Source organism: Compostibacillus humi, assembly GCF_014637175.1.
Taxonomy (GTDB): Bacteria; Bacillota; Bacilli; order Bacillales; family Amphibacillaceae; genus Oceanobacillus; species Oceanobacillus humi.
On sequence record NZ_BMEV01000016.1, the window covers coordinates 14,256 to 28,028 of the forward strand.

11 protein-coding genes are annotated in these 13,773 nt (G+C 41.6%); all 11 read left to right on the top strand.

Annotation, left to right across the window (positions count from 1 at the left end; all coding sequences use genetic code 11):
- Positions 1-20 precede the first annotated feature (20 nt).
- A complete protein-coding gene (gene purD, locus IEV18_RS05870) occupies positions 21-1,268 on the top strand; it encodes a phosphoribosylamine--glycine ligase (RefSeq protein WP_188391453.1) in 1,248 nt (415 codons plus the stop codon).
- A gap of 235 nt (positions 1,269-1,503) precedes the next feature.
- The gene (locus IEV18_RS05875) at positions 1,504-3,246 is read left to right on the top strand and encodes an adenine deaminase C-terminal domain-containing protein (RefSeq protein ID WP_188391454.1); all 1,743 of its coding nucleotides are present in this window, start codon (positions 1,504-1,506) and stop codon (positions 3,244-3,246) included.
- 76 nt (positions 3,247-3,322) lie between these two features.
- Positions 3,323-4,375 carry a DUF3048 domain-containing protein gene (locus IEV18_RS05880; RefSeq protein WP_188391455.1) on the top strand — a complete coding sequence of 351 codons (1,053 nt, stop codon included), beginning with the start codon at positions 3,323-3,325 and terminating at the stop codon, positions 4,373-4,375.
- A gap of 25 nt (positions 4,376-4,400) precedes the next feature.
- Positions 4,401-4,697: a YerC/YecD family TrpR-related protein gene (locus IEV18_RS05885; protein ID WP_188391456.1), complete on the top strand. Its 297-nt coding sequence runs from the start codon at positions 4,401-4,403 to the stop codon at positions 4,695-4,697.
- Positions 4,698-4,864: 167 nt separating this feature from the next.
- Positions 4,865-5,242: a DUF2512 family protein gene (locus tag IEV18_RS05890; protein WP_188391457.1), complete on the top strand. Its 378-nt coding sequence runs from the start codon at positions 4,865-4,867 to the stop codon at positions 5,240-5,242.
- 122 nt (positions 5,243-5,364) lie between these two features.
- Positions 5,365-6,012, top strand: a complete 648-nt coding sequence (locus IEV18_RS05895; RefSeq protein WP_188391485.1) for a M15 family metallopeptidase — start codon at positions 5,365-5,367, stop codon at positions 6,010-6,012.
- A 57-nt stretch (positions 6,013-6,069) separates the two neighbouring features.
- Positions 6,070-7,407, top strand: a complete 1,338-nt coding sequence (locus tag IEV18_RS05900) for a helix-turn-helix domain-containing protein (protein WP_188391458.1) — start codon at positions 6,070-6,072, stop codon at positions 7,405-7,407.
- 40 nt (positions 7,408-7,447) lie between these two features.
- Entirely contained in the window at positions 7,448-8,665 is a 1,218-nt protein-coding gene (locus IEV18_RS05905) for a DUF819 family protein (protein WP_188391459.1), read from the top strand.
- A gap of 167 nt (positions 8,666-8,832) precedes the next feature.
- The gene (pcrB, locus tag IEV18_RS05910) at positions 8,833-9,525 is read left to right on the top strand and encodes a heptaprenylglyceryl phosphate synthase (protein WP_188391486.1); all 693 of its coding nucleotides are present in this window, start codon (positions 8,833-8,835) and stop codon (positions 9,523-9,525) included.
- 2 nt (positions 9,526-9,527) lie between these two features.
- Positions 9,528-11,744, top strand: a complete 2,217-nt coding sequence (gene pcrA / locus IEV18_RS05915; RefSeq protein ID WP_188391460.1) for a DNA helicase PcrA — start codon at positions 9,528-9,530, stop codon at positions 11,742-11,744.
- 14 nt (positions 11,745-11,758) lie between these two features.
- On the top strand, positions 11,759-13,762 hold the full coding sequence (ligA, locus tag IEV18_RS05920; protein WP_188391461.1) for an NAD-dependent DNA ligase LigA: 2,004 nt from the start codon (positions 11,759-11,761) through the stop codon (positions 13,760-13,762).
- The last annotated feature ends 11 nt before the right edge of the window (positions 13,763-13,773 follow it).

Here is a 13,773-nt window from a genome sequence, read left to right on the forward strand (position 1 = left end):
TAAATTAGAGGGGTATTTCGATGAATATTTTAGTTGTTGGTCGTGGCGGAAGAGAACATAGCATTGTGAAGAAACTGCTGGAAAGCAAACGATTAGCAAAACTTTACGTTGCTCCAGGAAATGGGGGCATTGCAAAAGATGCCGAATGTGTACCCATTGACGAAATGAACATCGACGAGCTTGTCCGTTTTGCGAAGGAAGCGGCAATCGATTTAACGATTGTAGGGCCGGAAGCTCCGCTAAATGCAGGAATCGCTGATGCTTTTTCTGCGGAAGGATTGCGGATATTTGCTCCGAGAAAGAATGCAGCAATCATCGAAGGAAGTAAAAGTTTCGCTAAACAATTTATGAAAAAATATGAGATTCCGACTGCCGAATATGAAACTTTCACCGAAGTGGAAAAGGCAAAGGCATATATCGAAGAAAAGGGTGCTCCAATTGTCATAAAAGCAGATGGGTTAGCAGCGGGAAAAGGAGTCGTTGTGGCGCAAACGAAGAGTGAAGCAATCAAAGCGGCAGAAGATATGTTAGTTGGGAAAGCCTTTTCCGATGCCTGTTCTTCCATTGTCATTGAAGAATTTTTGGAAGGTGAGGAATTCTCCCTCATGGCTTTTGTCCATGAAAATAAAGTATATCCAATGATACCTGCCCGGGATCACAAGCGGGTTTTTGACGGGGATGAAGGGCCAAACACCGGCGGGATGGGTGCCTTCGCTCCAGCGGAAATTTCTAAGGAACATATCGACTTTTCCGTACAGGAAATATTGCAGAAGACTGCCGACGGGATGATGATAGAAAACCGTACCTTTACCGGCATATTGTACGGCGGTCTGATTCTTACTGCCGAAGGTCCGAAAGTAATTGAATTTAATGCCCGATTTGGTGATCCGGAAACCGAAGTTGTCTTACCGCTGTTAAAGAACGACTTAGTGCAGGTAATTACAGATATTTTAGATGGCCAAAACCCTCAACTGCAATGGGAAGACCAGCATTGTTTAGGAACGGTCGTCGCTAGCCGCGGTTATCCGAATGCCTATGAAAAAGGCCATCCAATTCCCGCCCTTCCGCTGCAAAATGACGCCTTTCTCATTTATGCGGGAGTACAGTTACAGGAGAAGAATTTTGTGTCGGACGGCGGCCGCGTTCTTCTCGTAGGAGCAAAAGCAGACACTTTAAAAGCTGCAAGGGCCAAAGTTTATGAAACGCTGGCGCCTTTGAAAAATTCCCGGAATTTCTTTTTCCGCAAAGACATCGGCGTAAATTCGTAATAAAAATGAAGCGGAGGTTTTCCTCCGTTTCATTTTGTTTTGGCAAGACTATTGCCGACGTAAAGGGTCATATTTAATAGCAAAAATACCGGCTCTTAAAGAGCTGAAAAAAATTGCTTCTAACAAATAACTTTACAACATTAAAGCGCGAAAATATGATACTATGTGTATAAAGTTATGAATCTGTGTTGAAACGAGCGGAGAAGAAAATTATATAAGTGGAGAGTTGAGTAAAATGCATTTACAAGGAAGCAGTTGGAGAAACCGGGAGATTAGGCAGCATGTCAGAGTGATTGACGGCATTGAACAACCAACACTGATTTTAACGAATGCAACGTACTTGAATGTCTTTACGAAAGAATGGCTGCAGGCAAACATCTGGATTTATAAGGACCGGGTTGTTTATGTCGGTGAGAATTTGCCGATACGTACAGACGGGACGCAAATTTATGACTGCAAGGGCAAATATATTGTTCCTGGATACGTTGAACCCCATTCCCATCCTTTTCTAATAGCAAATCCTGAAGTGCTCGCATCCCATGCAGCTCGCTTTGGAACAACGGCATTGATTAATGATAATTTAATGTGGCATTTTTTATTGGATAAAAAGAAAGCGTTTTCTTTAATTGAAGAATTTCACCGCCATCCTGTTTCCATGTATTGGTGGGCGCGTTACGACTCCCAAACTGCTTTAGCAGACGAAGAACAATTTTTTAATTCTGAGGATGTGCTGGAATGGATTGAACATCCATCGGTTGTTCAAGGGGGAGAATTAACCGGATGGCCAAGTTTGTTAGAAGGAAACGATAGATTGCTATATTGGATTCAGGAAACGAAACGGCAACGAAAGCCGGTGGAAGGGCATCTTCCGGGGGCATCGGAAAAAACGCTGACAAAACTAAAATTATTAGGCATCAGTGCGGATCATGAGCCGATAACTGGTGAGGAAGTAATGCGCCGGCTCAGACTGGGGTATCATGTAAGTTTAAGATATTCTTCGATTCGCCCAGACTTGCCGCAACTTGTTGAAGATTTGTTGGAACAAAAGGTGAAAAATTTTGACCACCTCTCCTTCACAACAGATGGCGCAACTCCACACTTTTTGGAAAAGGGAATGATTAATCAATGCATTGCCATTGCAATACAAAAAGGAGTCCCGCTGGAAGACGCATATTGCATGGGCAGCTTGAATGCGGCAAGACACTTCCACCTGGACGAACATCTGGGGAGTATTGCACCTGGAAGAATTGCCCATATAAACATTCTTGATGAAAAGGATAATCCGAATCCAGCAAGTGTTATAGCAAAAGGGGAATGGGTGAAAAAAGAAGGGGAAAATCAAGAGATTTCCTTTACTATAGATTGGGAAAAATACGGGATTAAGCCGATTCCTTTTGATTGGGAACTGAAGGAAGATGACTTGCAATTCTCCATGCCAATCGGACTGGATATGGTAAATAACGTTATCGTCAAACCATATACTTGTGACCTTGATGTTACGGCAGAACACTTATCCAATGAAAATAAAGAAGCCTATCTCGTATTAATGGACCGGAAAGGAAAATGGCGTGTAAATACGACGATTCGTGGTTTTACGAAAGAATTAGGTGCGATTGCCAGTTCTTTCTCCTCTTCCGGTGACATCATCTTTATCGGCAAAAGCAAAAAGGATATGCTTTTAGCATGGAAACGGCTGAAAGAGATAGGCGGTGGCATTGTGCTCGTTCATCGCGGCGACATATTGCTGGAAATTCCGCTGGAATTAGGGGGGATCATGTCGAAAAGCAGCATGAGCGAAGTCATTGCAAAGGAAAAGCAGCTTATCGCTTCTTTGCAGAAATTCGGCTATCCGTATGGAGATCCGATTTATACTTTATTATTTTTATCCGCCACTCATTTACCTTACATCCGGATTACTCAGCAGGGGATCATTGATATTATGAAAAAGGAAATCCTCTTCCCGGCAACGATGTGTTAGAATATAATGAATTAGAAAAGGCTGGTGTTTTTTGAACGGAAACATCGTCTGAATCTTAGATAAAGGTGTTGGAAATATGAAAAAATTAACCGTTCTTATCGTTTTTCTGTTTATGTTCTTGGCTGCTTGTTCCAATAATGAGACAAATAAAGCCGAGGAAAATAAAGAGAGAGAATCGGAGATAGAAGAAAAGCCGAAGGTGGAAGAGAAGTATGAAAACGTATATCCACTAACCGGTATTAAAACGAATGATCCCGTCGACCAGCGGATTATCGGTGTAATGGTGAACAACCATGCAAAGGCACGGCCGCAGACAGGATTGTCACAGGCAGACATCGTTTTTGAAATTTTGGCAGAAGGACCGATTACAAGATTTCTAGCTTTATTCCAAAGTGAATTGCCAGAAGAAATCGGGCCAGTCCGCAGTGCAAGGGAATATTACTTTGAATTGGCAGAAGATTACGGTGCTCTATATATTTACCACGGTGCGGCCCAGATGATCAATGACATGATTTACAGCCGGGGCATAGAACATTTGGATGGATATTACCATGATAATGATGGTAAATTATTTAGAAGAGATTTATCCAGGAAAGCGCCTCACAATTCCTATTTGCTCGTCAGCGGGGTAAATGATGAGGCGACGGAAAAAGGCTATGAAATGAAAACAGATTATGAACCATTGCCATTTCTTAAAGAAGAGGAAGTAGAACAGCTTTCCGGGGAAATGACAGACCGGGTGGAGATTGTATATGCCAACAATCCAAAAGTCACCGTAGAATACGAATATAATGAGGATACGGAGAAGTATTCAAGATGGAATGACGGCGAACAGACCGTGGAATTAAATACAGAGGCTCCAATTCAGCTTGATAACATTTTTATTGTAGAAGCAGAGCATCAAATAATTGACGATGCAGGGAGAAGGGCTGTAGACTTGGAGTCCGGAGGTGCTGCTCTTTTATTGCAAAAGGGAAAAGTGAAGCAAATAGAGTGGAAGAATGAGAACGGCAGAATCCTACCTGTAGAAAACGGAGAAATTATTGGTTTTGTACCTGGTAAGACATGGGTTAATGTTGTTCCGACAGATCCGGGATTAGAGCAATCTGTCACGTTACACAACAATTAGGATATTTACGGCAGGAGGGATAATAGTGCAAATTGATAAACTAAGAGGAAAACAATTAGATCAATTGTTTGATGCCATACTTTCCTTGCAAAACCGGGAGGAATGCTACCGTTTTTTCGATGATTTAGCAACAATGTCCGAAGTGCATGCATTATCTCAACGATTGCAAGTTGCAAAAATGTTAATGGAAGGCCATACGTACAATAACATTGAAAAAGAGACAAACGCTTCCACCGCGACGATTTCCCGCGTGAGAAGATGTATTAATTTTGGCAGCGACGGGTACAAAATGGTGCTGGAACGGATTAAAGACAAAGAATAATTTTGAAAATGATAAAATCCTTGAGCAATGGAGATTGTTCAAGGATTTTTTTATTATTTTTTATTTTAGGTCTATTTAAGGACATTGACGTTAATTAACTGCTAGTCTATTCTAATAATTGTAAAAACAAACATTTAAAGGGGGATAAAGTCAGGGAGGTTTAAATTTTGACACTCCTTTCCTTCTTCGGGGATGTTTACATCCTTCCGCGGATAGGTACGATTCTCGGTGGTATCAACGATTTAGCTCTTGCCCTGTTATTAATCTGGATGATTGGTGCCTATTTTTTCACAGACAGCATAAATTGGTCCATGGCAGCACTTAGTTCAGCAATTGTTATCGCGTTGGCAGAAATTTTCTTTCATCGGATGATGGCTGAAAAGTCCGGCGCAAAGCTTATCCAAACCCGTCCACTCGCCTGCAGACAGAATCAAGGAAGGAGTTCGACTTTTCTAAAAGCAAAAAAGAAGAATAAAATTATTATTTTATTATTTCAAATATTACTTCATTCTCCTTTATCAGTTTATTTTTGTAGAAATGGTTAGAATATTTGGTGTCAGTATAATTTACTTATGTGCAATGCAAAATGTAAAATAGTCGCCGCTATCAAGAGTACTCATCAAGAAGGGAGCAAACAACAATTATTGTAACAAAAGAAAAAATACCCATTAGGGAAAATGAGGAAAAGTTAGTTTCCCTCAAAGGAATTTCCGAGAAAATTATAGTGGATCCATATTATTACAAAAAGAATATCCCTGGTTCGATTGATGATTGTTATTTAAGAGAAAGTGCTGCTGAACTTCTATTGCAAGCGGCAAAATTATTAAAAGATAACCATTATTTTATTGTTTATGATGCTTGGAGGCCTTATAAAGTACAGCTGGCATTGTATCAACAATTCGAACAGGAACTAAAGAAAAAAGGAATCCCGGAGCACCAGTTAAAAAAGGTATTGAGGAATTATGTCGATGTGCCTTCTAAGGATCCGATGAAGCCTGCGAATCATTTAACGGGAGGGGCTATTGATTTGACGATTGCCTGTTCCGGGGAAGGAATCCTAAATATGGGTACCGGATTTGATGATTTCTCGGAAAAATCTGCCACCGACTATTATGAAAAATTATCCAATCTTACAAAAGAAGAACAAACGATTCGAGATAATCGCAGATACTTAAAAGAAGTGATGGAAAAGGCCGGGTTTACAAACTATCCGGAAGAATGGTGGCATTTTGATTATGGAAATCAAAATTGGGGGAAAGCAACTGGCAACATTGCCATCTACGGAGGAATATTGGAAATAGAGCACGATAAATAATTTACGCCCATCTGTCTCTTAGAACTTGAGGGGATTATTCAATTGGTGGTGTACTAATTGCAGATTCGTATACTTGCTATCGGTCCAAGTGACATGGAAGGCATTATACTGGAAGTTGGAAAGGAATATCCCGAATTCGATATTCGGTATGACACATACCATAACGAGGAAGAAGTTGTACACATCGTTACCCGGCTGCATTCTGATTATGAGCTAATTTTATTTGCAGGTTCTTTGCCTTATCATATGGTGAAAAACCAAGTACAGTTGAATAAGCCAATGTTTTATATCGCTTTTGAAGGTACTGCCCTTTATCGCGTTCTCTTTCAATTAGCGATGGATAGGGAATTTCATTTGTTAGATCGTCCCATTAATGTCAGCATTGATAATCTGCAAAAATATGAAGCAGAGGAATGCTTTGAGGAACTGAATATCGATGTACAAAATCTTTATTTTTATGAAAATGACATCGATTATGATATCGAGAATACAGTACAATTCCACTATAATCTATGGAAAAACAACCGAATCGACATCGCTATTACATGTGTCGGGTTAGTATATGAAAAATTAACAGAATTGGGGGTTCACGCCTCCAGAATTATTCCGACCCGATCCGCGGTGCGAAATACTCTAGAGCATATGCTGCTCGCAGGGCAGAAGAAACGGCAGCAAGATGCTCAAATTGCTGTAGGGATTATTGATTTAAGAAGTCTGAGAGATGATAACCAATTGACAGAATATCAAATACAGCGAAGAATATTAGCTTTACAGCATATTTTAATCGATTATGGCGAAAAGTCTCAGTCAATCATCAAATGGTCAGATCGAGAACTAAAATTTATAACCACTCGTGGAGCACTGCATCTAGATAATGGAAAGACGGCAGAAAATAAATTATTGCATGAAATCTATTATAAAACGGAGCTCCGGCCAAATCTTGGAATCGGTCTGGGACATACCGCAAGCGAGGCTGAAAATCGGGCAAGGGAAGCGTTAAAAAAAGCCGAATTGAATAACTCGGGCTGGTTTATATTGGATGCCGATGGAACAGTTTATGGACCGATAGGTAATTCGGTACCGTTAAGCTATTCCATCCGAAATCAAAATCAGGAATTGCTGGAATTGGCAAAACAAGCTCGCTTAAGCAGCTCTACGATTAACCGCTTGCTTTCGTTTTTTAAAGTACATGGGAAAGATACGATAACTACCAATGAACTTGCCAATGGGTTAGGTATAACACCGAGAAGTGCAAGGAGAATTATTAATAAACTGGAAAAGGTAAATTTGGTAGCGATTACAGGGGAAGAGCAACCGGTCCATAGGGGAAGGCCGCGTCAAGTCTTTGCCATTCAATTTGATAGACTGTTCAATCTGACTAACGAGGGAAAATGAAAACGATTACTTATTATTTATATTACAAGGGGGATGAACGATGATCTATTCGATTATACAACTGGATGATACATGGATTTTATGGGCGTTTTTGGCTGGATGGGCAGCAGTAAGTATTTATTTAGAGCAGAAGTACAAGTGGGCATCTAAAATTTCTGGGGCAATCATTGCGCTTGTCGGTGCAATGCTTCTAGCAAACTTTAATATTATACCGACCGAATCTCCGGTATACGACACAGTCTGGTCTTATGTCGTTCCGTTGTCTATCCCGCTGCTATTATTCCGTTCCAATATTTTAAAGATATGGAATGAAAGCGGGCGGCTCTTGCTTATTTTCTTGTTAAGTTCTATCGGTACCGTGACAGGCGCCATTGTTGGATTCTTCCTGCTGAGGGATCATATTCCGGTATTGGATAAAATTGCAGCAATGATGACAGGTTCTTATATCGGCGGAGGTGTCAATTTTGCTGCTATGTCTGCAAAATTTGAAACACCTGGAGAAATTGTTTCTGCAACGGTCGTAGCAGATAATATGTTAATGGCTATCTATTTCCTTGTATTAATTCTCATTCCAACCCTTTCTTTCTTTAGAAAAAAATATAAAACTCCTTACATCGACGAACTGGAAAAAAACACCACTAGCAATGACAATTTAGCTTCCTCCTATTGGAAGAAAAAGGAGATGGCTTTAAAAGATATCGGTCTTGCCGTTGGTACAGCCTTTGTCATTGTAGCAGTTTCCTTTAAAATTGCCGGATTTTTCGACGGCCTTATTCCTTCCGGGGAAGATGTTAATTTCTTCCTGAACCTATTAAATGGCATATTAGGCGATAACTATTTAATGTTAACTACTTTAACGATGGCAGCAGTAACGATCTTTCCGCGTTACTTTGAAAGCATTAATGGTGCGCAGGAAATTGGTACTTACTTAATTTACATTTTCTTCGTCGTTATCGGGGTACCTGCATCCTTGCCGCTAATCTTACAAAATGCGCCGCTAATATTTATCTTTGTAACGATTATGGTTCTAATTAACATGTTTGCGTCCTTTCTATTTGGCAAACTGTTCAAATTCTCCCTGGAAGAAATTATTCTTTCCAGTAATGCAAACATTGGCGGACCGACAACTGCTGCGGCAATGGCAATTTCAAAGGGATGGACAAAACTGGTTGGTCCAATCTTGCTCGTCGGTACATTAGGATACGTTATTGGAAACTATGCCGGAACAGCAATAGGTGTCTGGCTAAGCAATTTTTAATATCGGTAAGAGGCTGACATTTGGTCAGCCTTTTTCTATTTATTGAAAAAGGCAGCCTGGTAAAAGGGATAGAAAAATCCCCGCCATTATCCTCAATCCTAACTTTGATTTTTGGTATAATGAATGCATGACTTAGGGAGAAAAGTTTGGGGGATGCACTATTGGATATGAAAATTGAGGACTGGAAACATATTTTTAAACTAGATCCGGCAAAATCCATTTCAGACGAGCACCTTGATTTAATTTGCACTTCTGGAACTGATGCGCTAGTTGTCGGAGGCACCGATAATATTACTTTATCCGGTGTAGAAGATTTATTGGGGCGAATTAAAGGGAAACATCCTATTCCTTGTGTGCTGGAAGTTTCGACGATGGATTCCATTATTCCGGGATTTGACGGTTACTTTGTTCCGATGGTGTTAAATTCCCGAGATAAAAAATGGATGATGGATGTGCAGCATCAAGGAATTAAACAATTTCAGTCATTGATAAAATATGTGGAGATTCTTTTTGAAGGTTATTGTATATTAAATAAGGATGCGAAGGCATTTCAACATACAAATTGTGTGATGCCCGATGAAGAAGATGTTCTTGCCTATGCATATATGGCAGAACATGTTTTTCATCTGCCGGTGTTTTATATGGAATATAGCGGGAAATATGGAGATAAGGAACTGGTAAAACGGGTAAAAGAGGAACTGACTGATACGAAATTGTTTTACGGCGGCGGAATTGAAACGCTTGAACAGGCAAAAGAAATGAAACAATATGCAGATTGCATTATCGTCGGCAACAGTATATATACCTGTTTTGAACAAGCATTGGAAACTGCAAAGATAAATGAAGAAAGGACGGTGTGATAATGAGTCAGACGATGGATGACTTATTAAAAGGGTTAAACGAGAAACAGCGGGAAGCCGTTCGCCATACGGAAGGGCCGCTATTAATTATGGCGGGGGCAGGAAGCGGAAAAACGAGGGTACTCACCCATCGCATTGCCTATTTAATTAAGGAAAAAGGCGTCTCCCCGAGAAATATTTTGGCGATCACGTTTACGAATAAGGCGGCAAGGGAAATGAAAGAGCGGGTCGAGGCTCTCGTCGGGAAAGAAAGCGAAGATATGTGGGTTTCCACGTTTCATTCCATGTGTGTCCGTATTTTGCGCCGTGACGTGGACCGGATAGGTTACAATCGCAACTTTACGATTTTAGATAGCGGTGACCAGCTATCCGTTGTGAAACAAGTATTGAAAAATTTAAATATGGATCCGAAAAGGTTTGAACCACGGGGAATGCTCGCCCAAATCAGTTCCCTAAAAAATGAGCTTGTCACACCGGAGGAATTTCAAAAAAAGGCGGGCAATTTTTTTGAACAGCAATTGGCGAAGGTGTATGAGAACTACCAAAATATGCTGCGGAAAAATCAGTCGATGGATTTTGATGATCTAATCATGCAGACGATTCATTTATTCAAACGGGTACCGGAAGTGCTGGAATATTATCAGTACCGGTTCCAATACATTCATGTCGATGAATACCAGGATACGAACCATGCCCAGTACTTTCTTGTGCAGCAGTTGGCGAAGAAATATAAAAATCTATGTGTTGTCGGGGATTCGGACCAATCGATTTATGCATGGCGAGGGGCGGACATAACGAATATTCTTTCCTTTGAACAGGATTATCCGGATGCGAAGACCGTACTGTTGGAGCAAAACTACCGTTCTACAAAATCCATCCTCGCTGCCGCAAACCATGTCATCCAGCATAATACGAGCCGAAAGCCGAAAAATCTTTGGACGGAAAACCCGGAAGGGAAAAAAATCCATTTTTTCCAAGGAGCCACAGAGCAAGAGGAAGCACTGTTTGTGACGGAAAAAATATTGGAATTAACGACAACAAAGGATTATAAACGAAGCGATATCGCCGTTTTATATCGGACAAACGCCCAGTCCCGTGCCGTGGAGGATAAGCTTGTTAAAGCGGGGATTGCATACCAGATGGTCGGCGGCATGAAGTTCTATGAACGGAAAGAAATTAAAGACATGCTTTCCTACTTGCGCTTAATTACGAATCCGGATGATGATATAAGCTTTGAGCGGGTCGTGAATGAGCCGAAGCGGGGAATCGGCAAAACGACACTGGAAAAACTGCGGGCCTACAGTGTTGACCACGATATTTCATTATTCCAGGCAGCGGCAGAAGCAGAATTGATTGGAGTTTCCAAGAAGGCAGCGAATGCGTTGAAAGAATTTGTCCTCCTGATTGAAACGCTGGCAAAGCAGCAAGAATATTTAACAGCAACCGATATGGTTGAACAAGTGATGGAACGGACAGGCTATGAACAAATGCTGAAAAACGAAAATACGCTCGAATCTCAATCCCGTCTGGAAAACTTGGAAGAATTCTTGACCGTTACGAAAAACTTTGAAGAAACGAGTGAGGATAAGACTCTCGTTGCCTTTTTAACCGATTTGGCATTGATTGCGGATATTGACCGGGTAGATGATGGAGCGGAACAAGGCGATAAAATTACCCTCATGACGCTTCACTCAGCGAAAGGGCTGGAATTTCCGGTCGTCTTTCTCATCGGGATGGAGGAAAATGTCTTTCCCCATAGCCGGGCTATGTTTGATGAGAACGAAATGGAAGAAGAACGCCGCTTAGCCTATGTCGGAATTACCCGGGCAGAAGAGGAATTGTATTTGACGAATGCAAGAATGCGGACGCTTTATGGCCGGACGAATTTTAACCCGATTAGCCGTTTCATTCAGGAAATTCCGGAAGAGTTAATTGAAGGGGCCGAACAAATGCGCAATAACAAATTCGGCTTCTCCTTCGATTCTGCTGGGGATGATCCGTTCCCGCCGAAACGGAGAGCTGCTCAAAAACGGAAATCCCTAGGAGCAGAAAAGGAAGAATGGAAGCCGGGCGATAAAGCAGAGCATAAAAAATGGGGCATGGGTACCGTTGTCAAAGTCCAAGGAGAAGGGGACAACATGGAACTAGATGTGGCTTTTCCGGCTCCCGTTGGCGTGAAACGGCTGCTTGCCAAATTTGCTCCCATTACAAGGAAATAGGAGGTGTCCATTGGATGAATAGAGAACAGGCACAGAAAAAAATCGAAAAACTAAAGAATTTGCTTAATCAATATAGCTATGAATATTATGTTCTCGATCAGCCGACAATTCCAGACTCCGAATACGACCAATTATACCGGGAATTAGAACAATTGGAAGAGCAATATCCTGAATTTATTGCCGATGATTCCCCGACCCAGCGTGTTGGGGATAAACCGCTCGACTTTTTTCAAAAAGTAGAGCATAAAGTGCCGATGCTCAGCTTGAGCAACGCGTTTAATGAACAGGAGCTTAAGGATTTTCACCGCCGGGTAACCCAAGGTTTAAATGAAGAAGTAAGTTATGTTTGTGAACTGAAAATTGACGGATTGGCGGTTTCTTTAACTTATGAAAACGGGAAGTTTGTGCGAGGTGCAACTAGGGGAGATGGAAACGTCGGTGAAGACATTACGATGAATCTACGGACTATCCGCAGCATTCCCCTTACGATTAAAGATAAGGAAACACTGGAAGTCCGCGGAGAAGCATTTATGCCCCATTCCTCCTTTTTAAAATTAAACGAAGAACGGGTAAAAAATGGGGAAGAGCCTTTTGCAAACCCGAGAAACGCGGCAGCCGGCTCGCTTCGCCAATTAGATCCGAAAATTGCTGCAGAACGCCACTTGGATATTTTCCTCTATGCGGTGGGCGAATGGGAAAATAGCCAGCTTACGAGCCATAGTGCCCGTCTGGAAAAATTGAAAGAACTCGGATTTAAAACGAATCCGGAATGGCGAAAATGTTCTACGATTGAGGAAGTCATCGATTTCGTTGAATATTGGTCAAAGGAACGGCCAAATCTCCCATATGAAATTGATGGAATAGTCATCAAGGTTGATGATTTGCGCCAGCAGGAGAAATTAGGCTTTACAGCGAAAAGCCCCCGTTGGGCCATCGCTTATAAATTCCCTGCCGAAGAGGCGATGACCGTCCTGAAAGATATTGAGCTTAGTGTCGGCCGAACGGGTGTCGTTACCCCGACGGCGATACTGGAACCCGTCCGCATTGCGGGAACGACGGTACAGCGGGCATCTTTGCATAATGAAGATTTAATACAGGAACTGGATATTCGCATTGGCGATACAGTCGTCATTAAAAAAGCAGGAGATATTATTCCGAAAGTGGTGCGTGTCGTTTACGATAAACGGACAGGAAATGAGAAGCCTTTCCAGATGCCAAAAGAGTGTCCGACATGCGGCAATGAGCTGGTCCGGATCGAGGGAGAAGTAGCGCTCCGCTGCATTAATCCGAATTGCCCTGCCCAATTGACAGAAGGGCTAATTCACTTTGTTTCGCGGAATGCGATGAACATTGAAGGGCTAGGGGAAAAAGTTATTCAGCAACTATTTAAAGCCGACCTTATTCGTACTATAGCCGATTTATATCGTCTGGAAAGAAAAGAGTTGCTGAAGCTGGAACGGATGGGAGAAAAATCCGTCGATAATTTGCTTACAGCCATCGAAAAATCAAAAAATAATTCTCTAGAACGGTTATTATTTGGGCTCGGCATTCGCTTTATCGGCGCGAAAGCTGCTCAAATTTTAGCAATGGAATTTGAAACAATGGACCGTCTCGAGCATGCGACGAAGGAAGAGCTGCTGGCAATAGACGAAATTGGAGAAAAAATGGCAGATTCAATCGTCCATTATTTTTCTGAAGAAAAGGTAAAGCAGCTGCTGCGGGAACTGAAAGACCTCGGGCTAAATATGGAATATACAGGGCCAAGGAAGCATGACCAGGATACGGACAGTGTTTTTGCCGGGAAAACGATTGTATTAACCGGTAAATTGGAAAGCTTCTCCCGAAATGAATTAAAACAGCTCATTGAATCCATGGGCGGCAAAGTAACAGGCAGTGTAAGCAAAAAAACAGATTTAGTCATTGCAGGGGAAGATGCTGGTTCAAAATATGACAAAGCCACTCAGCTGGGGATTACGATTTGGGATGAAAACAAATTAACGGAAGCGCTAAATAATTAAGGAGTGGGTAA